The sequence below is a fragment of the Mesorhizobium sp. M8A.F.Ca.ET.207.01.1.1 genome (assembly GCF_004794715.1).
GTDB lineage: Bacteria > Pseudomonadota > Alphaproteobacteria > Rhizobiales > Rhizobiaceae > Mesorhizobium.
The window spans coordinates 454,374-475,814 of record NZ_SRUS01000002.1 but is presented as its reverse complement, the minus strand read 5'-3'; the positions used below and the strand labels follow the sequence as shown (position 1 = coordinate 475,814).

Genomic DNA, 21,441 nt, shown 5'->3' with positions numbered 1-21,441 from the left:
GCTTTTTAAGGCTAAGGTGCGGCCAGACGCAGCATTGAAAGCCTGCGCAAGATGGTTAGGTTCGCGCCATCCGGAGAACCCTTATGACGCTTTCTTCCTCGATAGATGCCGACGCCGCAAAGGCGGTTGGCCCGCTGCCGCCAGGCCATCCACCGGTCAGGACGGGCAAGGTTGGCGTCATGCTGGTCAATCTCGGTACGCCCGACGGCACCGATTTCAAGCCGATGTGGCGTTATCTCAGGGAATTCCTGTCCGATCCGCGCGTCATCGAGCTCAACAAGGCGATCTGGTATCCAATCCTCTACGGCCTGGTGCTGACGTCGCGGCCGAAAAAGTCCGGCGCCAACTACGCCAGGATCTGGAACCGGGAGAAAAACGAGTCGCCGCTGCGCACCTATACCCGCGCGCAAGGCGAAAAACTGGCCGCGGCGCTGCGCGACCTGCCCAACGTCACCGTCGACTGGGCGATGCGCTACGGCAATCCGTCGACGGCAAGCGTGGCTGAGCGGCTGGTCGCGCAAGGTTGCGACCGCATCCTGTCGCTTCCGCTCTACCCGCAATATTCGGCCACCACCACCGCAACCGCCAACGACCAGCTGTTTCGCGCGCTGATGAAGATGCGCCGCGCGCCGGCGATCCGTAGCGTGCCGCCCTACTATGACGAGCCGGTCTACATCGAGGCGCTGGCAGCTTCTATAGAGCAACATCTGGCAACGCTGAATTTCGAGCCGGAGGTGGTCATCACCTCCTATCACGGCATCCCGAAACCCTATTTCGAGAAGGGCGATCCCTATCATTGCCACTGCCTCAAGACGACGCGGCTGCTGCGCGAACGGCTGGGCTGGGACGAGAACAAGCTGATCACCACCTTCCAGTCGCGCTTCGGCGCGCAGGAATGGCTGCAGCCCTATACCGACAAGACGGTGGAGAAACTCGCCAAGGACGGCGTCAAGTCGATCGCCATCGTCAATCCCGGCTTTTCCGTCGATTGCATCGAGACGCTGGACGAGATCGGCCGCGAAGCTGCCGAGACCTTCCATCATGCCGGTGGCGAAAAATTCGCCCATATTCCTTGCCTCAACGACAGTCCGGAAGGCATGGCGGTGATCGAAGCGATGGTACGGCGCGAGCTGTCTGGCTGGGTCTGACGCCGGAACCACCGCCACTCCGGGGCGTTGACGCGCACCTTCCGGAGACGTGGATGCCGCGCAAACTCGACCTCAGAACCGGCCGGCCTGTCTGGTCGGCCTATCGCGCGCCCACGGTGCCGACCGACAGTCTGACCCGGGACGTCAAGACCGATGTGCTGATCATCGGCATGGGGATCAGCGGCGCCATGATGGCCGAGGCGCTGACAGCGGACGGCCACTCCGTGATCTGCATCGACCGCCGCGGACCGCTGAAAGGCTCGACGGCGGCAACCACGGCGCTGGTGCAGTTCGAAATCGACCAGCCGCTTTCAATTCTGTCGAGAATGATTGGCAAGGCCGAGGCACGGCAGGCCTGGCGACGCTCGCGGCTGGCCGTTTCCAATCTCGCCGCCCGCGTCACCGAACTCGGCATCACCTGCGGCATGAGCCGAACCCAATCGCTCTATCTGGCCGGCACCGTGCTCGGCCCCTCGGAACTGCGTGAGGAGGCCGAAGCGCGCCGGCAAGCTGGCATCGCCGCGACCTACTTGACCCCTCGGCCGCTCGCCGAGGCGTTCGGCATCGACCGCGATGGCGCCATCCTCAGCCATGGCAACATCGCGCTCGACCCGCGCAAGCTGACGGCAGGACTGCTGCTCGAGGCGCTCGGGCGCAAGGCTCGTCTCTACACGCCCGTCGAAGCGACGGCGATCAAGGACAGTGCCGACGAGGTGGTCGTGGCAACCAGGGACGGCCCCACCATTACGGCGCGGCATGTCGTCCTGGCCACCGGTTACGAACTGGTCGACATCGTGCCGGCGGCGGCCCACCAGATCATCTCGACCTGGGCGATCGCGACGCGCCCACAGCCACGAAAGCTCTGGCCGGGTGCGACGTTCATCTGGGAGGCGTCGGATCCCTACCTCTATGTCAGGGCGACCACCGACGGCCGGGTCGTATGCGGCGGTGAGGACGAGGATTTCGTCGACGAGACACAGCGAGACGAACTCATCCCCGACAAGAGCGAACGGATTGCCGAAAAGCTTGGCAGGCTGTTGCCGCATCTCGACACCAGGCCCGAATTTGCCTGGACCGGCTCCTTCGGCACGACGACCACTGGCCTCCCTTGCATCGGCGCCATTCCCAGGCATCCGCGCATCCATGCCGTGATGGGTTATGGCGGCAACGGCATCACCTTCTCGCGCATCGCTGCCGAGATCGTTCCGGCCTCGATCCGCGGGCTTGAAGACACGGATGCAAGCCTGTTTGCCTTCAACCGCTGAGTGTATACTCGCAAACAATCCCTCATCACCTAATTGTAACGTTGCGGAAACACACTTAAGTCTTTGGTGAAGTCGGCTGCGTGGGAATGGCTCGCGCGGCCTGCCTCTGAGGGAGAACCAAATGGATTTCAGTGGTTTCGATATTGCGGTCGTTGTTCTGGTCGCGCTTGTCGTGCTGGTGCTGTTCAAGGGCATCAAAACAATTCCGCAGGGATACAACTATACCGTCGAACGCTTTGGTCGTTACACCAAGACACTGAGCCCCGGCCTCAACCTCATCACACCATTCGTTGACCGCATCGGCGCCAAGATGAACATGATGGAACAGGTGCTCGACGTTCCGAGCCAGGAGATCATCACCCGCGACAACGCCATCGTCGGCGTCGACGGCATCGCTTTCTACCAGATCCTCAACGCGGCACAGGCCGCCTATCAGGTTGCCGGCCTGCAGAACGCCATCCTCAACCTGACGATGACCAACATCCGTACTGTAATGGGCTCGATGGACCTCGATGAGCTGTTGTCCAACCGCGACGCCATCAACGAGCGCCTGCTGCGCGTCGTCGACGAAGCGGCGCATCCGTGGGGCATCAAGATCACCCGCGTCGAGATCAAGGACATCAACCCGCCGGCGAACCTGATCGAATCGATGGGCCGCCAGATGACCGCCGAGCGCAACAAGCGCGCGCAAATCCTGGCCGCCGAAGGCCTCAAACAGTCGCAGATCCTCGAAGCCGAGGGCCGCAAGGAAGCCGCCTTCCGCGACGCCGAGGCGCGCGAACGCTCCGCCGAAGCCGAAGCCCGCGCCACCCAGGTGGTGTCGGAAGCGATTTCCAAGGGCGACGTGCAAGCGCTGAACTACTTCGTCGCCCAGAAATACACCGAGGCCTTGACCAGGATCGGTTCGGCCACCAACAGCAAGGTCGTGCTGATGCCCCTGGAAGCCTCCTCGCTGATCGGCACGCTCGGCGGTATCGGCGAGATCGCCAAGGAAGTCTTCCGCAGCGAAGGCACGACCGGTGCGCAAAGGCAGGCAGCGCGTCCGCCTGTCGTCAGGCCCTCCGAAAACTGAGATAGGCCACGCTCATGATCGACCGCATCGTTTCTGAACTCGGCCCGTGGAACTGGATGGTTCTGGGCTTCGTGCTGCTGGTTGTAGAGGTCATCGCGCCGGGTTTCTTCATGCTTTGGATCGGCATCGCCGCCCTGATCGTCGGCGCGGTGTCGCTGCTGATCTGGGATGCCGCCATCTGGACATGGCAGGTCCAGGTGCTGCTGTTCCTCGTGCTGTCGCTGGTTTCAGCCTTTGTCGGCAAGAAACTCATGGGCGGACGCGACCAGCCGACCGACCAGCCCCTGCTCAACCGCCGTGGTGCGCAGATGATCGGCAGGATGGCGACACTTGCCGAACCGATCCGCGACGGCCGTGGCCGCATCAAGCTCGGCGACACGCTGTGGCGCGTTTCCGGCCCGGACCTGCCCGCCGGCACCCAAGTCCGCGTCACCGCCGCCGCCGACACCGATCTGGAATTGACGGTGGAGCAGGTCTGAATTTCAGCTCGCCATTACCTGAATGCCGCCGACGCGCAGGTGTGCTGAGATTCAGGTCAGGGCGAGTCGAAAATGGCTGATGCCGAGAACCGGAGCGGAGCGTACTTTTCGTACGCGAGCTCAGTTCTACTGCGACGCAGTAGAACGGGGAAGCCCAGGAATCAGCCATTTGCAGGCCGACCTCACCTGAATATCAGCGCACCTCAGGCTGCGCCGATGCGCAGCAGGTCGTGAAAATGCACCACGCCCAGCGGCATGTTGTTCCTGGTCACCACCAGTGCGCCGATATTGTGCTCGTTGAGCAGAGCGATGGCCGTACCTGCTAGCGTCTGCGGGTCGACCGTCTTGGGTGTGCGGGTCATCACCTCGTCGACGATGACATCGGCCAGGTTACGGTGCAGGTTGCGCGCCACATCGCCGTCGGTGATGATCCCGGCCAATTCGCCATTCGCGTCGACGATCAGGACGCAGCCGACCTTCTTCTGCGACAACGTCATCACCGCTTCCGGCATCTTGGTGCCGACGACGGCCAGCGGCATCTGGTCGCCCACCCGCATGATCTCGGAGACCATGGTCAGGTTGGCGCCAAGCTGGCCGCCGGGATGGAAGGTGCGAAAATGGTCCGGCGTGAAGCCGCGCGCCTCGAGCAGCGCGATCGCCAGCGCGTCGCCGACGACCAGCTGCAGCAGCGTCGATGTTGTCGGCGCCAGGCCATGCGGGCAGGCCTCGGGGGTGCGTGGCAACAAAAGCACGACGTCGGCCGCGCGCGCCAGCGCCGACGTCTCTCCAGAGGTGACGGCGATGAGCGGAATGGAAAACCGCCGGGAATAGGCGACGATACCCATCATCTCCTTGCTCTCGCCCGACCACGAGATTGCGATGATGGCATCGTCCTTGGCGATCATGCCGAGATCACCATGATTGGCCTCGGCGGGATGGACGAAGAAGGCAGGCGTGCCGGTCGAGGCCAGCGTCGCCGCGATCTTCGAACCGATATGCCCGCTTTTGCCGACACCGGTGACGATGAGCCGGCCCTCGATCTTCGAGATCATGTCGACGGCATGGGCAAAGGGCGCCGCCAGTCCGTTCTCGAGCGCCTCGGCAAGGGCCGCGATCCCGGCCTGCTCGGTTGCCACCGTTCTCAGCGCCGATTCGATCGACGCTTGCCTGTCCAGGGGCTTCTTATCGAGAGGTCTCGCATGCATGGCTGATGCGATTAGCGCTTTGCCGCCCGCCTGTCCAACAGAAATGGCCTTCCGCATGACGGCTGAATGTGTGCGGCAATTTGGGACAACGACAAGGATCAAAACGGAAGGCACGACGCGGACCCGCATTGTCGCCCCTCGGAAATCGCGTTTGAACCGGGGACGCGCGCGGCCTCAACCCTCCGTTAACCATCCCCATTTACGGTTCGGTAAGTATGGCGCGCATGCGCCGCGCGAGCAGTGGTGGCGATGTCCGGGGTCCAGCCAGAAAAATCGAGAGGACGACGGGGCAACGCGGTCTGCGCCTTGCTGCTGGCGACCAGCGTCCTTGCCTTGCTGCGTCCCGCGCCACTCCAGGCCCAGGAAACGGAACTGCGTGGAGAAGTGTCGGAATCGGCGATCCTGTCCGACCAGCAGCGCAAGGCAAGAAACCTTGTTCTTGCCCAGCAAGCGGCGGCCAATGCTGCCGCGCAGGACGATGCGTCGGCGCGCACCTATCTGCCGGCCAGCGCCGGTGCCGTGCCTGACGATACCGACGCCGCGAACTCGACCACCAGCGTCTTCGACCCGCCCCAGGCCAGTGACGATATCTCCGCCGACACACCGACGCCGCCCAAGCCGCGCCGCACTTCGGCCGCCAGGCAGAACGCGGCCGACAAGGCAAAGGACAAGGCTGCCGACAAGTCCAAGAAGAAAAAGGGCACCACGGCGGCTACGGATCCAACCACCACCGCCACGGCGACCACCACGGCGACGACCGACGATACCGACAACACCGCGGCGGACCAGGAAGCGGTCAACCGCCGTGCACTTACCATCGACAGTGTGGACAGGCAGAAACTCGACGCCGGCGCCGAGCGCACCGCTGCGATCGAAGGCCAGAACAAGAAGCCCGAGGACGATCCGTTCGCCGCCACCGGTGTCAAATGGGGCTCCTTCGTCATCCGGCCGACCATCGAACAGGGGCTGACGGCGACGACGAACGGCGATTCGAGCAGTGCCGGCACGTCGGCGCTGCTGTCCGAGACGGCGCTGCGCTTTACCGCCGCTTCCGACTGGCGCGAAAACTCCGCGACCATCGACGGCTATGGCAATTTCCGCGAAACCGTGTCGGGCTACCCGGTTCACGATGCGCAGGGCCGCATCGAAGGCCAACTCAATGTCGACCTCGACAAGGAATTGCGCGCCATCGCCAAGCTCGGCTACGAAGCCGTGCCGGAATCGGCGTCTTCGCCCGATGCCATTGCCGGCGTCAGCACCCAGCCGCTGCGGCAGACGATCGATGGCAGCATCGGCGTCGAGAAGGCCGTCGGCAAGATGCAGTACAGGTTGACCGGGGCGGTCTCACACGACTTCTACGGTGACGCCAAGCTCGCCGACGGCACCTCGCTGTCGCAGAAGGATCAAGACAACACGCTCTACACGGCAACCTTGCGCACCGGCTACGAGATTTCCCCGGCGCTCACGCCCTTCACCGAAATCGAGGTCGGCCGCCGGGCCTATGACCAGCGCATCGACGATGAAGGCTTCGAGCGCTCCTCGACGCGCCTCGGCGCCCGCGCGGGCCTGCAAGTCGACATGGGCGAGAAGCTGTCGGGTGAATTCTCGGCCGGCTGGCTCAGGGAAGCGATCGACGACAAAAGCCTTGAAGCGATTTCGGGTGCCACCGTCAATGCCGATCTAAAATGGTCGCCCGAACGCGGCAGCACGATCGGCCTGACCGGCAAGACCACTGTCGAGACCACGACCACATCAGGCGAAAGCGGCGATATCCTCTACTCCGGACGGCTGACGGGCGAACGCGTGATCCGATCCAATCTCACCGCGAATGCTACACTGGGCCTGGACTGGCGCGACTATGTCGGCATCGACGGCCATGACAGGATCTTGAGCGCCGAGGCCGGCCTGACCTGGTGGCTGAACCGCTATGCCGGCCTCACCACCCGCGTAAGAACCGAAAAGCTGACCAGCAACCTGCCCGGCCGCGACTACACCGCCAACAGCATCTACCTCGGCATGAAAGTGCAGCGCTGAACGCGTATGCACTTCGTCATCCTGGGGCGTAGCAAGGAGCGAAGCGACCCGGCGCAGACCCCAGGATCCATGCCGCGACTTATGGGTCGCCTCTGCGGTGATAGGCCTGGAGCATCTCTCTGGCTCCTGCCTCGCCGAGGATGACGAAAGTATGGGGCCTAAAACGCTGCCCCGCGCCGTTCTGATGGCTTCATCTCGTCGAGAAGCGTGCGGATCACGCCGGCCATGCTCTGGTTCATGTCGTTGCGCCACAGCGCGAAGGCGACATTGGCCTCGACAAAACCTTCCGGCGAGCCGCAATCGAAGGTGCGGCCCTGATAATGATAGCCGTAGAAGGCTTGCTGCTTTTCCAGCTTCAGCATCGCGTCGGTGAGCTGGATTTCGTTGCCGGCGCCCTTCTCCTGGCCTTCGAGAATTTTGAAGATCTCCGGCTGCAGGATGTAGCGGCCGTTGATGTAGAGGTTGGAGGGCGCTGTGCCGGTCTTCGGCTTTTCCACCATCTCGGTGATGCGGAAGCCGTGATGGGTGTCTTCGCCGCGGCCGACAATGCCGTATTTGTGAGCCTCCGCCGGGTCGCATTCCTGCACGGCGATGATGTTGTTGCCGGTTTCCTCGTAGAGTTCGACCATCGCCTTCGTGCAGCTCTTCTCCGACTGCATGATCATGTCGGGCAACAACAGCGCGAACGGCTCGTCGCCGACCAGTTCGCGCGCGCACCAGACGGCATGGCCGAGACCCATCGGCACCTGCTGGCGGGTGAAGCTGGTCTGGCCCGGCGCCGGCTGCAGCCGCTGCAGGCGGGCAAGCTGCTCGTCCTTGCCGCGCTGTGCCAGCGTGTCATAGAGCTCGAACTGGATATCGAAATGGTCCTCGATGACCGCCTTGTTGCGGCCGGTGACGAAGATGAAATGCTCGATGCCCGCCTCGCGCGCCTCATCGACGACATACTGGATGACCGGCCTGTCGACGACGGTCAGCATTTCCTTGGGAACGGCCTTGGTGGCCGGGAGAAACCGCGTGCCGAGGCCGGCGACCGGGAAAACTGCCTTGCGAACTCTCTTCATGCTTTCAATTATCCGTTTGCTGGCCGGCTCCGCAATCCCCGTCTCGCGACATTTTCACGCCGGAATTGAAGATTACTGGAGCGGCTGAGGGAAACTTCCACCGGTTAAAGCATCGAGGTGTCTTTTCGTTCCAGGCGACGCCTATGGTAAACTAATTCCTAACCCGGTTCGGCGATGAATGGTCTTTCCTGAGACAAAGAAGGAGGAAAAGATGTCCGTTCGCAATGCCGCAAAACGTTTCAGCAGCGTCATGACGGCGGCAAGCCTCTCGCTCGCTTTGCTCATTCCCACCGGGCCGGCCTTCGCCGACGCCGGGTTCCGGCAATGGGTCGCCGGCTTCCGCGCCACCGCCGTGGCCGGCGGCGTTTCCGGCGCCGTCTACGACCAGGCCTTCCGGGGGATCAACGAGCCCGATCCGGTGGTGCTGGAAAAGGCCCGTACCCAGCCCGAATTCACCGCACCCGCCTGGGATTATTTCGACAACCGCGTCCATGACCAGTCCGTCGCCGTCGGGCAGCAGATGGCGAAAAAGTGGAAACCTTGGCTGGACAGGATCGAGGCGAGGTTCGGTGTCGACCGCTACGTGCTGTTGGCCATCTGGTCGATGGAATCGAACTATGGCGAGATCCTCAAGCGCGACGACATCATGCGCAATGTGGTCCGTTCGCTGGCGACTTTGGGATATGGCGACCCGAAACGTTCGAAATACGCCCGCACCCAGTTGGTCGCGGCGCTGAAGATCCTGCAGAGCGGCGACATCGACGAAAGCCACCTGATGGGCTCCTGGGCGGGTGCCATGGGCCAGACCCAGTTCATCCCGACCAGCTACCAGCACTATGCCGTCGACATGGACGGTAACGGCAAGCGCGACATCTGGAATTCCATTCCCGATGCGTTGGCGACATCGGCTAACCTGCTCAAGAAGAATGGCTGGCAGGCCGGCAAGACCTGGGGCTACGAAGTCACCTTGCCGGCAGGCAAATTGCCGGGCGGATCGAAGACCCTGGCGCAATGGCAGGCGCTCGGCGTCGTCAGGGCCAGCGGCAAACCGTTCAAGACCCTTACCGACAAGGCGACGCTGAAAGTGCCGGACGGCCGCGGCGGGCCGGCCTTTCTGATGATCAGGAATTTCTCGGTCATCAAGGCCTACAACAATGCCGACAAATACGCGCTCGCTGTCGGTCTGCTTGCCGATGAGATCGCTGGCGGCAACGGCCTGGTGCAGGACTGGCAGCGACCTTTCACCAAGCTCAGCTTCGAGGAAAGGCAGGAGTTGCAGAAGCGACTTTCCCAGCATGGCCTTTATGATGGCAAATTCGACGGCAAGATCGGTGACGGCTCGAAGACGGCCATCATGGCTTATCAGGCGAAGGTTGGCTTGGCCCAGGATGGCTATCCGAGCTTGGAAGTGCTGAAATGGCTCAGGCAAAAATAAAGCCTGACGTAGTTGAGTAGGGAGGGGGCGATTGATTTGGCCTACGCGCATCGGGACGGTCGTTCGTCGCATGCCGGTGCTGATTCTGGCCTTCGCCGTGCTCGCCATCGCCGTGGCCGGCGCCGTCCACGCCCCAGCCATGGCGCAGGAGCAGCCGCAGCAGAGCCGCGGCTGGTCGTTGCGCGACCTTCTGTTTCCGCGCCGCAGCGAGCGGGTAGAGCCGCCACTGGACATCCAGAAGGCGATACCCAAGCCGAAGAAGAAACCTCGTGCGCCTCGCCCACCCGAGGAGCCTGCAACGCCCGTGGCCGAAAAAGCGCCGGACGCCCGCACCGTCCTTGTGGTCGGCGACTTCATGGCGGCGGGTCTGGCCGAGGGTCTGGACGAAGCCTTCGCCGAGAATACCGGCGTCAGGATCGTTGACCGCAGCAATGGCTCGTCAGGCTTCGTGCGCGATGATTTCTACAACTGGCCCGAACAGATCAAATCGCTGATCGAAACCGAAAAGCCCGCCGCGGTGGTCGTCATGCTGGGGTCTAACGACCGCCAGCAGATGAAGGTCGGGGACGTACGCGAGCAGCCTCGTTCCGAAAACTGGACCAAGGAGTACGAACACCGTACCGATGAGTTCGGCAAGGCAATCGCCACCGCCAAGGTGCCTTTCCTATGGGTGGGCATGCCGGCCTTCCGGGTGCCGAAGATGACCTCGGACATGCTGGCCTTCAACGACATCTACCACAAGGCGGCCGAAAGCCACGGCGGCGAATTCGTCGATGTCTGGGACGGTTTCGTCGACGAGAACGGGGCCTTCATTACCAGCGGCCCCGACATGAATGGCCAGCCCGTGCGGCTGCGCGCCGATGACGGCATCAACGTGTCCAAGGCAGGCAAGCGCAAACTCGCCTTCTACACCGAAAAGTCGCTGGTGAAGATCCTTGGACTGGCCGCGCCGGGAAGCGTGGCACCGACGGCGGCGCCGGCGGGCGCACCGGTCGAGGCGCCCGGTTCGGCCGCCGCCCCCATCGTCATCGATCGCACCCAACCCATGCTGCTCAGCGATCCCGCGCTCGACGGCGGCACCGAATTGCTCGGCGCCGCCCCACTGCCGAAGGCCGATCCAGCTCTTCCCGGGGAAAGGTTGGTGATCGAGGGCAAGGCGCCGGAAGCTTCGCCCAGACGCGCCGACGACTTTTCCTGGCCGCCGAAGGCAAGTCCGGCAGCCGCGGCGGCGGCCGCCGATACCACGACGGCGATTACCCCTTAACGCGGCAGGACGGTCGTCCCCATCAGCGCCTCGTCGATCGAGCGTGCCGCCTGGCGGCCTTCGCGGATCGCCCAGACGACCAGAGACTGGCCACGGCGCACGTCGCCCGCCGCGTAGAGCCGGTCGACGCTGGTCCTGTAGTCGCGGTCATTGGCCTCGACATTCCTGGAACGGCGGCTGTCGGTGGTGATCTTCATCTCACCCTCCAGTTCCGCCGCAACGCCTGCCGTCGCCGGTCCGGCAAAGCCGATGGCGATGAAGGCCAGATCGGCGCGGATGACGAATTCGGTGCCGGCGATCGGCTTGCGCTTCTCGTCGACCTCGCAGCATTTGACGCCCGTAAGCTGGCCTTCCTCGCCGATGAATTCGAGCGTCGCCACCTGGAATTCGCGCTCCGCGCCCTCGGCCTGCGAGGACGAGGTGCGCATCTTGGTTGCCCAGTAGGGCCAGACGGCGAGCTTGTCTTCCTTCTCGGGCGGCTGCGGGCGGATGTCGAGCTGGGTGACGCGCACGGCGCCCTGGCGGAAGGCGGTGCCGACGCAGTCGGAGGCGGTATCGCCACCACCGACGACAACGACATGCTGGCCACCGGCGATGATCGGATGCGACGGCCATGCCACGGACTGGATCGGCTCACCGCCGACGCGGCGGTTCTGCTGCACCAGATAGGGCATCGCGTCATGCACACCGCCGAGATCATCGCCGGGTATCCCGGCGGCGCGCGGCGTTTCCGAACCGCCGCAATAGAGCACGGCATCATGCTCTGCGAGCAGTTCAGCCACGGGCTTGTTGACGCCGACATTGACGCCACAGTGGAAGGTCACCCCCTCGCCCTGCATCTGTTCGATGCGCCGGTCGATATAGTGCTTCTCGATCTTGAAGTCGGGAATGCCGTAACGCATCAGCCCGCCTGGCCGGCTCTCGCGCTCATAGACATGCGCGTCGTGGCCGGCGCGGCCAAGCTGCTGGGCCGCCGCCATGCCAGCCGGGCCGGACCCGATGATGGCGACCCGCTTGCCGGTCTTCCTTTCCGGCGGATAGGGCCTGATGTGGCCGGTCTCATAGGCCTTGTCCGCGATCGCCTGCTCCACCGTCTTGATGGCGACAGGAATGTCCTCGAGGTTCAGCGTGCAGGCTTCCTCGCAAGGTGCCGGGCAGATGCGGCCGGTGAACTCCGGGAAGTTGTTGGTCGAGTGCAGGTTGCGGATCGCGTTGTCCCAGTCCCTGTTGTAGACGAGGTCGTTCCAGTCGGGGATCTGGTTGTGGATCGGGCAGCCGGTCGGCCCGTGGCAGAACGGAATGCCGCAATCCATGCAGCGCGCGGCCTGTTTCTCCACCTCCTTGTCCGACATCGGCAGCGTGAATTCGCGGAAATGCCGGATGCGGTCGGAGGCCGGCTGGTACTTGTGCACCTGCCGGTCGATTTCGAGAAAGCCTGTTACCTTGCCCATAGTCCAGTTCCTGCTGTCCAGATGGTGCGGTTTTCGCCGCACCCGTTAACCTCTTGAGGCAGCCATGGCAACCTTGAGCCCGAGGTCAAACTGTCGATGAAGGGGCCGGGAAGCCTGGGCTCCCCGGCAATTCTCAAAAATCTATTCGGCCGCGACGCCCATGCGCATGCGTTCCATCTCGATCAGCGCGCGGCGGTATTCGACCGGCATGATCTTGCGGAATTTCGGCCGGAACGTCGCCCAGTCGTCGAGGATCTCGCGGCCGCGCACCGAACCCGTATAGTGCACGTGGTTCGAGATCAGCTGGTAGAGCCGTTCCTCGTCATGGCTGGTCATGTCGCCGGAGACGTCGACGCGGCCCTTGTGGTCGAGGTCGCCGCCATGGTGCAGCAGCTTTTCCATCAGGTCGTCTTCTTCCGGAACCGGCTCCAGCTCGACCATGGCCATGTTGCAGCGCTCGGCGAAATCGCCCGCCTCGTCCAGCACGTAGGCGACGCCGCCCGACATGCCGGCGGCGAAGTTGCGGCCGGTCTTGCCGATGACGACGACGACGCCGCCCGTCATGTATTCGCAGCCATGATCGCCGACGCCTTCGACGACGGCCGCCACGCCCGAATTGCGCACCGCGAAGCGCTCGCCGGCGACCCCGGCGAAATAGGCCTCGCCCTCGGTCGCGCCATAGAGCACCGTATTGCCGACGATGATGGAGTCGGCCGCGACGATCCTGGCTTCTTGCGGCGGCCGGATGACGATGCGGCCGCCCGACAGGCCCTTGCCGACATAGTCGTTGCCGGCACCGACCAACTCGAAGGAAACGCCGCGCGCCAGGAAGGCGCCGAAGGACTGGCCGGCGGTTCCGGTGAGCTTGACCTGGATCGTGTCCTCGCGCAGCCCCTTGTGCTTGAAGCGCTTGGCCACCTCACCCGACAGCATGGCGCCCGTGGAACGGTCGACATTGCGGATGTCCACCTCGATCTTGACCGGCTGCTTGGCCTCCAATGCGGGCTTGGCCAGTTCGATCAGCTTGCGGTCGAGCACATCGTCGATCGGGTGCTTCTGCCGTTCCGTCCAATGCACTGCTTCATGCGGCGCATCCGGCTTGTAGAACATCTTAGAGAAGTCGAGCCCGCGCGCCTTCCAGTGCTGGATCACGTCGCGCTTTTCCAGAAGGTCGGCGTCGCCGATGATCTGGTCGATATGGGTAAAGCCCATTTCGGCGAGCAGCGCCCGCACCTCTTCCGCCACGTAGAAGAAGAAGTTGATGACGTGCTCGGGCGTGCCCTTGAAGCGCTTGCGCAGCACCGGGTCCTGCGTCGCCACACCGACCGGACAGGTGTTGAGATGGCACTTGCGCATCATGATGCAGCCGGCCGCGATCAGCGGCGCGGTCGAGAAGCCGAACTCGTCGGCGCCGAGCAGCGCGCCGATGATGACGTCGCGCCCGGTGCGCAGGCCGCCGTCGACCTGCAGCGCTACTCTGCTGCGCAAGCCGTTCAACACCAGCGTCTGATGCGTCTCGGCAAGACCCATCTCCCACGGGCTGCCGGCATGCTTGAGCGAGGTCAGCGGCGAGGCGCCGGTGCCGCCGTCATAGCCCGAGATGGTGATGTGGTCGGCGCGCGCCTTGGCGACGCCCGCCGCAACCGTGCCGACACCGACTTCCGACACCAGCTTGACCGACACGTCGGCCGCCGGATTGACGTTCTTCAGATCGTAGATCAGCTGCGCCAGATCCTCGATCGAATAGATGTCGTGATGCGGCGGCGGCGAGATCAGGCCGACGCCCGGCGTCGAGTGCCTCACCTTGGCAATGGTCGCGTCGACCTTGTGGCCGGGCAATTGGCCGCCCTCGCCGGGCTTGGCGCCCTGCGCCACCTTGATCTGCATGACATCGGAATTGACGAGGTACTCGGCCGTCACGCCGAACCGTCCCGAGGCGACCTGCTTGATCGCCGAGCGTTCCGGGTTCTTGCCGCCGCCAGGCAGCGGCAGATAGCGGTCGGCCTCTTCGCCGCCCTCGCCGGTGTTCGACTTGCCGCCGATCTGGTTCATGGCGCGCGCCAGCGTGGTGTGCGCTTCCCTGGAGATCGAACCGAACGACATCGCCCCGGTCGAGAAGCGCTTGACGATCTCGGCCGCCGGCATCACGTCGTCGAGCGCGACCTTCTTGCGCCCGCTCTCATCCGCCAGCTTGATCTTGAACAGGCCGCGGATGGTCTGGGCGCGGGCCGTCTGGCTGTCGATCTGCGCCGAATACTCCTTGAACGTGTCCCACGAACCCTGGCGCACGGCGTGCTGCAAGGTGGCGACCGCGTCGGGCGACCACACATGCGCCTCGCCGCGCATGCGGAACAGATACTCGCCGCCGACCTCCAGGCTGTTGCGCAGCACCGGATCGCTGCCGAAACCGTCCGTGTGGCGGCTGACGGTTTCGCCTGCGACCTCATCAAGTCCGACGCCTTCGATCAGCGTCGCGGTGCCGGTGAAGTACTGCTGCACGAAATCGGTCTTCAGCCCGATGGCATCGAAGATCTGCGCGCCGCAATAGGACTGATAGGTCGAGATGCCCATCTTGGACATCACCTTGAGGATGCCCTTGCCGATCGACTTGATGTAGCGCGACACCACTTCATAGGCGTCGACCTCTTCCGGCAGCTCGCCGCGCTTGTGCATGTCGAGCAGCGTGTCGAAGGCCAGATAGGGATTGATCGCTTCCGCGCCATAGCCGGCAAGGCAGCAGAAATGATGCACCTCGCGCGGCTCGCCGGATTCCACGACCAGGCCGACCGCGGTGCGCAGTCCCTTGCGGATCAGGTGGTGATGCACGGCGGCCGTGGCCAGCAGTGCCGGGATGGCGATGCGGTCCGGCCCGAGCTGGCGGTCGGACAGGATGATGATGTTGTAGCCGCCGGCGACCGCCGCCTCGGCCCGCTCGCACAGACGTTCGACGGCGCCCTGCATGCCGGCAGCGCCCTCGCTCGACCCATATGTGATATCGATCGTCTTGGTATCGAAACGGTCCTCGGTATGGCCGATGGAGCGGATCTTTTCGAGGTCGCCATTGGTCAGGATCGGCTGGCGCACCTCGAGCCGCTTGCGGCGCGAATTGCCGACCAGGTCGAAGATGTTCGGCCGCGGTCCGATGAAGGACACCAGGCTCATCACCAGCTCCTCGCGGATCGGGTCGATCGGCGGGTTGGTGACCTGGGCGAAATTCTGCTTGAAATAGGTGTAGAGCAGCTTCGACTTGTCCGACATCGCCGAGATCGGCGTGTCGGTGCCCATCGAGCCCACCGCTTCCTGGCCCGTGGTCGCCATCGGCGACATCAACAGCTTGGTGTCTTCCTGGGTGTAGCCGAATGCCTGCTGGCGATCGAGCAGGCTGACGTCCTTGCGCAGCGCGCGCGGCTCCACCGGCTTCAAATCTTCCAGGATGAGCTGCGTGTTGGAGAGCCAGGTCTTGTAGGGGTGCCTGGTCGCGATCTCCGACTTGATCTCCTCGTCGGGGACGATGCGGCCCTTGGCCAGGTCGATCAGAAGCATGCGGCCGGGCTGCAGCCGCCACTTCTGCACGATCTTCTCCTCCGGCACCGGCAGCACGCCGGCTTCCGAAGCCATGATGACGCGGTCGTCATCGGTGACGATGTAGCGTGCCGGACGCAAGCCGTTGCGGTCGAGCGTGGCGCCGATCTGGCGGCCATCGGTAAAGGCGACCGCCGCCGGCCCATCCCACGGCTCCATCAACGCCGCATGATACTCGTAGAAAGCCTTGCGGTCGGCATCCATGAGCTTGTTGCCAGCCCAGGCTTCCGGGATCAGCATCATCATGGCATGGCTCAGGCTGTAGCCGCCTTGGAACAGGAACTCGAGCGCATTGTCGAAGCACGCCGTATCCGACTGGCCGTCATAGGAGATCGGCCAAAGCTTCGAGATGTTGTTGCCGAACAGTTCGGAATCGACCGACGCCTGGCGCGCCGCCATCCAGTTGTTGTTGCCGCGCACCGTGTTGATCTCGCCATTGTGGGCGACCATGCGATAGGGATGCGCCAGCTTCCACGACGGGAAGGTGTTGGTCGAGAAGCGCTGGTGGACGAGGATCAGCGCCGTTTCGAAACGCGGGTCCTTGAGGTCCTTGTAGTAGGCGCCGACCTGATAGGCCAGGAACATGCCCTTGTAGACGATGGTGCGCGCCGACAGCGACACGCAATAGGCGCCGATGTCCTTGTTGTCGTTCTCGGCGTAGATGCGGCCCGAGATGACCTTGCGCAGCAGATAGAGCCTGGCCTCGTATTCCTCGTCATCGGTGATATCGGCCGTGCGGCCGATGAAGACCTGGCGGTGGAACGGCTCGGACGCGACGATGTCAGACGCCTTCGACAGCGACGAATTGTCGACCGGCACGTCACGGAATCCGAGCAGCGGCAGCCCCTCGGACTGCGCCGATTCGGCGATGATCTCTTCGATATGGGCACGAAGGATGGCATCCTGCGGCATGAACCAGTGTCCGACGCCATACTGACCGACCGGTGGCAGTTCGATACCTTGGGCCGCCATCTCCTCACGGAAAAAAAGATCCGGAAGCTGTACCAGCACGCCGGCGCCATCGCCGACCAGCGGATCGGCGCCGACGGCGCCGCGATGCGTCAGGTTCTCGAGCACGGCAAGCCCGTCCTTGACGATCTGATGCGACTTCACGCCCTTCATGTTGACGATGAAGCCCACGCCGCAGGCGTCATGCTCGTTGCGCGGATCGTAGAGCCCCTGAGCGGTGAGGCCGCCGGTAGTCGCGCGATTTTTGATGGAGGTATTTTTGACGGCGGCCGCTTTCGTCTGCGCGGCCTGGCCGTTCGTCGCAGAGAGCGTCAATTCCGTCATCGTTCTATCCTCCGTTCCGCGCCACGTGGCATTGGCCTGCGGGCGCTGGTTTGCCTTGGCGAGCGCTTGGGCTCGCCCTTCATTCTTGCGGCACGTCTTGCGAAATCGCCGAACCAGGCGGCGCGCCGCTGGTTCATATCCGGTATCGTACAGGCCAGAGCTGGTCCGTCCACCTGTCGCTCGCGGCAAAAGCCGGAGTGGCCTAAACGATACGCCAATCCAGCCAGTTTTGTGCGACAAAATAAGACAGCACTACTGTCCTAAATTTTTATGACAGAAATCCAGAACCCATACAAGACCGATTCACAAAAAACTTGGCCGCGTCGCGACACAAAATTTCGTGAGGTGGCTGCAAAACGTAAGCTTCGGTCTGTGAGGGCGCTGCCGGCCCGACACTGGCTTTACCCGTTTTCTGGTGGCTGGCTCTTGCGGGCGGACCATGAAACCGGTCAAGGTCCCGGCGATTTTCCCAACACAGGCAGACGCATGTTCTTCGCTTCCGACAATTGGGCAGGCGCCCACCCAAGCATTGCAGCCGGCCTCTCGGCCCATACCGCCGGCTTTTCGACCGCCTATGGCGACGGTGCGCTCGACCAGGCCGTCTACCGGCGCTTCAGCGAGATTTTCGAACGCGAGGTGGCCGTGTTCTTCGTGGCGACCGGCACCGCCGCGAATTCGCTGTCTCTGACGACCTATAACAAGCCAGGCGGCATTTCCTTCGCGCACCGCGAATCGCATGTCATCGAGGACGAGTGCGGCGCGCCGGAATATTTTTCCGGCGGTGCGCGGCTACACGCGGTCGACGGCGCCCTGGGCAAGATCGAACCACACAATCTGGACAGGGCTATCGGCCGTTTCGCCGGCGAGGTGGTCCATTGGGGCCGGCCGATGGCCGTTTCGATCACCCAGTCGACCGAGGTCGGCACAATCTATGGCCTGGCCGAGATCGAAGCGATCTCGGCGATCGCCAAGCGCCATTCTGTGCCGCTGCACATGGACGGCGCCCGCTTTGCCAATGCGCTGGCCGCGCTCGACACCACGCCAGCCGAAATGACGTGGAAACGCGGCGTCGACATCCTGTCCTTCGGCGGCACCAAGAACGGCTGCTGGTGCGCCGAGGCGATCGTGCTGTTCGATCTCGACCGCGCTGGGGAATTGGCCTTTCTGCGCAAGCGAGCGGCACAGCTGTTTTCGAAGTCGCGTTTCGTCGCGGCGCAGTTCGAAGCCTATTTCAAAGACGGGCTGTGGCTCGACACCGCAATGCATGCCAACGCCATGGCAGCGCGCCTCGCGGCGGCGATCGAGGATTCGGCCTCGGCCAAGCTGGCGTGGCTGCCGCAGGCCAACGAAGTCTTCGCTGTGATCAAGAAAACGCAAGCCGAGAAACTGCAAGCGGCCGGCGCGGCCTTCTACGACTGGCACAGGCCGCACGGCTTCGACGGTCATATCGGCGAGGACGAGCTGCTCTATCGCTTCGTCACCAGTTTTGCGACGACCTCGGAGGAAGTCGACCGCTTCGGCCAGTTGATCGCCGGCTAACCGGTGTCCCGGGCAACAAAAAAGCGGCGCCTTTCGGCGCCGCTTTCCGTCTCGGGAGGAGACTTTAGACTTTAGGCAGCGGTCTTGGCCTCGATCTGCTTGGCCTTGGCCGGAGCCGAGGTGATCGCGATCTTGCGCGGCTTCAGCTCTTCGGGAATGTTGCGCTTGAGGTCGACGAAGAGCAGGCCGTTCTTCAGCGCGGCGCCGACGACTTCAACGTGATCGGCAAGCTGGAAGCGGCGCTCGAAGGCCCTGGAGGCAATGCCGCGATAGAGCAGCTCGGAGCCTTCGCCGGTGCCCTCGTCCTTGCGCTCACCCTTTACGGTCAGCACGTTGCGGTGGGCTTCGATCGAGATCTCGTCATCCGAGAAGCCGGCAACCGCCATCGAGATGCGGTAGGAATCCTCACCAGTGCGCTCGATGTTGTAGGGCGGATAGGTCTGCGCGCCATCGGGCTGGGCGAGCGAATCAAGCATCGTGAAGAGACGGTCGAAGCCGACGGTCGAACGATAAAGCGGGGAAAAATCAACGTGACGCATGAGGTGTTCTCCTGTTGAGCAACATGGTTTGCGTATGGCCGGTGCGAAACCCGTGAGCGGCGTTTCGGGAGGACCAGCGGCCCCGACATTGGCGGCCGCAATCCACATCTGGGGAGCGCTTGAAAGCATTTCAAGTTTCGTTTGACCGGAAAAGAATGAGGCGGCCAGCCTTTGATGAACGGCAGATGAACCGGCGCTTCGGCGCCCGTTCAGACAGCCGCCGCTAAAGTGGCTCTCAAGATCAAGGATTGGCGGCGCCGGTTTTCCAGAGGTGCCGCAACGAGGCCGAACCGGGTGTTAACGTCCCTTCCTCCCGGATCGACAGGGGCCGGAAGCGCGCTCAAAGCCGCTTCCGGCCTTCCCCGTTGCGGTCCTCCACAAGCCGGATTTGCTTTGCTTTTGACGTATTGGCGTCTATCACCTTGACGAGGCCAGCCGCGACAGGCTGGCGCGCAAAGACGCCGAGCACAAAGCGCCGAATGACGGATCTTTTCCACGACGCCCCTCTTTTTCACGAAGTTGAAGGCAATCCGCGACCGGAAAACGCCACAGGCGGCTTTTTCACCACGCGCGACGGCAAGAAGATACGTTACGGCCTGTTCGCAGCGGTGGCGCGTCCAATGCGCGGCACCGTTGTGCTGCTTGGCGGCCGCAACGAGTGCATCGAGAAATATTTCGAGACCATCCGCGACCTTGCCGCGCGCGGCTTCGGTGTCGCCACCCTCGACTGGCGCGGCCAGGGCGATTCCGACCGGTTGATCCGCGATCGTCAGCGCGGCTATGTCAGGTCGTTCCGCGACTATACGGCCGACCTGGAGCAGTTCTTCGAGGAGATCGTGCTGCCGGACTGCCGCGGACCCTACTACATCCTTGCCCATTCCGCCGGCGCTGTGATCACGCTGCTTGCCGCGCCGTCGATGGTCAACCGCGTGCGGCGCATGGTGCTGATCGCGCCATTCCTGACATTGCCCGACCTGCCGGTCTCGATACGGACGGTGCGCCGGGTCTGTTCGCTTTTCTGCGCCCTGGGGCTCGGCAGGCTCTATGCCGCGTGGGGTCCACGGCCGAGACACACCCTACCCTTCGAAGTCAACAAGGTGACGTCGGATCCACAGCGCTATCGCCGCAACACGCGCATCTATGAAGAATATCCGCAACTGGCGCTTGGCGGGCCGACGATCCGCTGGCTGCAGGCGGCGGCGAAGGCCTCTGAAGCCATCAGCGACCCCGACTTCATGGCCCGCATCCAAGTGCCTCTGCTGATCATCGCCGCCGGCGCCGACCAGGTCGTCTCGACCAAGGCGGTGGAAAAATACGCCAGAAGCCTGAGGCTCGGTTCGCTGTTGATGATCGACGGCGCCAAGCACGAGATCCTGCAGGAAGTCGACCTCTACCGCGAACAATTCCTCGCCGCCTTCGACGCCTTCGTCCCCGGCTCGGACGATCCGACGGCCTGACCAGTGCCTTAGGTCTCTTCGAGATAACCTAGCTGACACCCCGTTGTCAGGAGGAGCGCACAGGCCAGGTCCCCAGTAGGCAAACTGCTAAAGATTCTGACAGTCCGCGGCAGCTCCGGAATGCTCATCTGCATGCGTGGAATTGAACGCTATGGAGATGAGATCATGACCGAGAAAACCTGCGCCGCCTGCGATTGCCAACTGGACGCCAACCCGATCCGCGTGAAGGTCGGCGGCAAGACCGTCGAGGTCTGCTGCGAGGAATGCGCGCAGGCGCTGAACGAAGCCGGCGCCTCGGCGGCCGGCACGGGCGAGGATTGAGCGATGCGCCCCGACCACACAACCGTACACGGCCTTGCCGGCCGGGCGCCGGCAGTCCGCGCAGCGACCACCAAGCAGTCATTGCGTGCCCACTGTATTGCGGCGGCAAGATGGTTCGGCCGCCAGATGGAGAAACGAAGGAGCCGCCTTGCCTTGCTCGAAATGAGCGACGAACAGCTCAAGGACATCGGTCTTTCGCGTGGCCAGGCCTATGCGGAATTCAGGCGCCGCTAAGCGCCTGTCGAAAGTCTCCTGACAGGACTGGGCAGTCCGTCTGCGTAAAGTGGTCTCCG

At 63.5% G+C, this 21,441-nt stretch carries 16 protein-coding genes; 11 read left to right on the top strand and 5 right to left on the bottom strand.

What is annotated here, in order from left to right:
* Positions 1-83: 83 nt before the first annotated feature.
* The 4 genes from hemH (at position 84) to EN850_RS07120 (ending at position 3,964) form a co-directional block, all read left to right on the top strand.
* The gene (hemH, locus tag EN850_RS07135; protein WP_135881325.1) at positions 84-1,148 is read left to right on the top strand and encodes a ferrochelatase; all 1,065 of its coding nucleotides are present in this window, start codon (positions 84-86) and stop codon (positions 1,146-1,148) included.
* A 53-nt stretch (positions 1,149-1,201) separates the two neighbouring features.
* Complete coding sequence (locus tag EN850_RS07130; protein WP_135881326.1) at positions 1,202-2,413, top strand: FAD-dependent oxidoreductase; 1,212 nt, start codon at positions 1,202-1,204, stop codon at positions 2,411-2,413.
* A 121-nt stretch (positions 2,414-2,534) separates the two neighbouring features.
* Complete coding sequence (locus EN850_RS07125; RefSeq protein ID WP_127278883.1) at positions 2,535-3,485, top strand: SPFH domain-containing protein; 951 nt, start codon at positions 2,535-2,537, stop codon at positions 3,483-3,485.
* Between the two features lie 14 nt (positions 3,486-3,499).
* Complete coding sequence (locus EN850_RS07120) at positions 3,500-3,964, top strand: NfeD family protein (RefSeq protein WP_127278884.1); 465 nt, start codon at positions 3,500-3,502, stop codon at positions 3,962-3,964.
* Between the two features lie 203 nt (positions 3,965-4,167).
* Here EN850_RS07120 and EN850_RS07115 read toward each other — a convergent pair whose 3' ends face one another.
* On the bottom strand, positions 4,168-5,169 hold the full coding sequence (locus EN850_RS07115) for a KpsF/GutQ family sugar-phosphate isomerase (RefSeq protein ID WP_127278885.1): 1,002 nt from the start codon (positions 5,167-5,169) through the stop codon (positions 4,168-4,170).
* A 249-nt stretch (positions 5,170-5,418) separates the two neighbouring features.
* Between EN850_RS07115 and EN850_RS07110 the strand changes: the two genes are divergently transcribed.
* The gene (locus EN850_RS07110; RefSeq protein WP_189591018.1) at positions 5,419-7,203 is read left to right on the top strand and encodes an outer membrane beta-barrel protein; all 1,785 of its coding nucleotides are present in this window, start codon (positions 5,419-5,421) and stop codon (positions 7,201-7,203) included.
* 158 nt (positions 7,204-7,361) lie between these two features.
* Here EN850_RS07110 and galU read toward each other — a convergent pair whose 3' ends face one another.
* Positions 7,362-8,276, bottom strand: coding sequence for a UTP--glucose-1-phosphate uridylyltransferase GalU (galU, locus tag EN850_RS07105; protein WP_189521863.1), 915 nt, complete (start codon positions 8,274-8,276; stop codon positions 7,362-7,364).
* A 202-nt stretch (positions 8,277-8,478) separates the two neighbouring features.
* Here galU and EN850_RS07100 point away from each other — a divergent pair, with 202 nt between their 5' ends.
* Complete coding sequence (locus EN850_RS07100) at positions 8,479-9,702, top strand: lytic murein transglycosylase (RefSeq protein ID WP_135918988.1); 1,224 nt, start codon at positions 8,479-8,481, stop codon at positions 9,700-9,702.
* A 31-nt stretch (positions 9,703-9,733) separates the two neighbouring features.
* Positions 9,734-10,966: a DUF459 domain-containing protein gene (locus EN850_RS07095; RefSeq protein WP_189591016.1), complete on the top strand. Its 1,233-nt coding sequence runs from the start codon at positions 9,734-9,736 to the stop codon at positions 10,964-10,966.
* Here the strand turns inward: EN850_RS07095 and EN850_RS07090 are convergent.
* Together EN850_RS07090 and gltB are read right to left on the bottom strand one after the other, a co-directional pair.
* Positions 10,963-12,417: a glutamate synthase subunit beta gene (locus EN850_RS07090; RefSeq protein WP_136090897.1), complete on the bottom strand. Its 1,455-nt coding sequence runs from the start codon at positions 12,415-12,417 to the stop codon at positions 10,963-10,965. The two genes, EN850_RS07095 and EN850_RS07090, sit on opposite strands and share 4 nt — an antisense overlap.
* Before the next feature lie 141 nt (positions 12,418-12,558).
* Complete coding sequence (gltB, locus tag EN850_RS07085; RefSeq protein ID WP_136090896.1) at positions 12,559-17,292, bottom strand: glutamate synthase large subunit; 4,734 nt, start codon at positions 17,290-17,292, stop codon at positions 12,559-12,561.
* A gap of 486 nt (positions 17,293-17,778) precedes the next feature.
* On the opposite strand from gltB, the gene EN850_RS07080 reads away from it, so the two are divergent.
* Entirely contained in the window at positions 17,779-18,831 is a 1,053-nt protein-coding gene (locus tag EN850_RS07080; protein WP_136090895.1) for a low specificity L-threonine aldolase, read from the top strand.
* 71 nt (positions 18,832-18,902) lie between these two features.
* On the opposite strand, the gene EN850_RS07075 is transcribed toward EN850_RS07080, so the two are convergent.
* Positions 18,903-19,370: an Hsp20 family protein gene (locus EN850_RS07075; protein WP_027142918.1), complete on the bottom strand. Its 468-nt coding sequence runs from the start codon at positions 19,368-19,370 to the stop codon at positions 18,903-18,905.
* 479 nt (positions 19,371-19,849) lie between these two features.
* On the opposite strand from EN850_RS07075, the gene EN850_RS07070 reads away from it, so the two are divergent.
* From EN850_RS07070 to EN850_RS07065, 3 genes are all read left to right on the top strand, one after another.
* Positions 19,850-20,827: an alpha/beta hydrolase gene (locus tag EN850_RS07070; RefSeq protein WP_127278508.1), complete on the top strand. Its 978-nt coding sequence runs from the start codon at positions 19,850-19,852 to the stop codon at positions 20,825-20,827.
* A 165-nt stretch (positions 20,828-20,992) separates the two neighbouring features.
* Positions 20,993-21,148 carry a hypothetical protein gene (locus tag EN850_RS36275; RefSeq protein WP_167531297.1) on the top strand — a complete coding sequence of 52 codons (156 nt, stop codon included), beginning with the start codon at positions 20,993-20,995 and terminating at the stop codon, positions 21,146-21,148.
* Between the two features lie 3 nt (positions 21,149-21,151).
* Positions 21,152-21,382 (top strand): DUF1127 domain-containing protein, encoded by a 231-nt coding sequence (locus EN850_RS07065; RefSeq protein WP_127278507.1) that lies wholly within the window; start codon positions 21,152-21,154, stop codon positions 21,380-21,382.
* The last annotated feature ends 59 nt before the right edge of the window (positions 21,383-21,441 follow it).

Coding starts and splice junctions, on each gene's coding strand:
- EN850_RS07110 (WP_189591018.1), top strand. CDS start 5,419: ATGTCCGGGGTCCAGCCAGAAAAATCGAGAGGACGACGGGGCAACGCG.
- EN850_RS07090 (WP_136090897.1), bottom strand. CDS start 12,417: ATGGGCAAGGTAACAGGCTTTCTCGAAATCGACCGGCAGGTGCACAAG.
- EN850_RS07115 (WP_127278885.1), bottom strand. CDS start 5,169: ATGCATGCGAGACCTCTCGATAAGAAGCCCCTGGACAGGCAAGCGTCG.
- gltB (WP_136090896.1), bottom strand. CDS start 17,292: ATGACGGAATTGACGCTCTCTGCGACGAACGGCCAGGCCGCGCAGACG.
- EN850_RS36275 (WP_167531297.1), top strand. CDS start 20,993: ATGACCGAGAAAACCTGCGCCGCCTGCGATTGCCAACTGGACGCCAAC.
- EN850_RS07130 (WP_135881326.1), top strand. CDS start 1,202: ATGCCGCGCAAACTCGACCTCAGAACCGGCCGGCCTGTCTGGTCGGCC.
- EN850_RS07070 (WP_127278508.1), top strand. CDS start 19,850: ATGACGGATCTTTTCCACGACGCCCCTCTTTTTCACGAAGTTGAAGGC.
- EN850_RS07125 (WP_127278883.1), top strand. CDS start 2,535: ATGGATTTCAGTGGTTTCGATATTGCGGTCGTTGTTCTGGTCGCGCTT.
- EN850_RS07100 (WP_135918988.1), top strand. CDS start 8,479: ATGTCCGTTCGCAATGCCGCAAAACGTTTCAGCAGCGTCATGACGGCG.
- EN850_RS07075 (WP_027142918.1), bottom strand. CDS start 19,370: ATGCGTCACGTTGATTTTTCCCCGCTTTATCGTTCGACCGTCGGCTTC.
- hemH (WP_135881325.1), top strand. CDS start 84: ATGACGCTTTCTTCCTCGATAGATGCCGACGCCGCAAAGGCGGTTGGC.
- EN850_RS07080 (WP_136090895.1), top strand. CDS start 17,779: ATGTTCTTCGCTTCCGACAATTGGGCAGGCGCCCACCCAAGCATTGCA.
- EN850_RS07120 (WP_127278884.1), top strand. CDS start 3,500: ATGATCGACCGCATCGTTTCTGAACTCGGCCCGTGGAACTGGATGGTT.
- EN850_RS07065 (WP_127278507.1), top strand. CDS start 21,152: ATGCGCCCCGACCACACAACCGTACACGGCCTTGCCGGCCGGGCGCCG.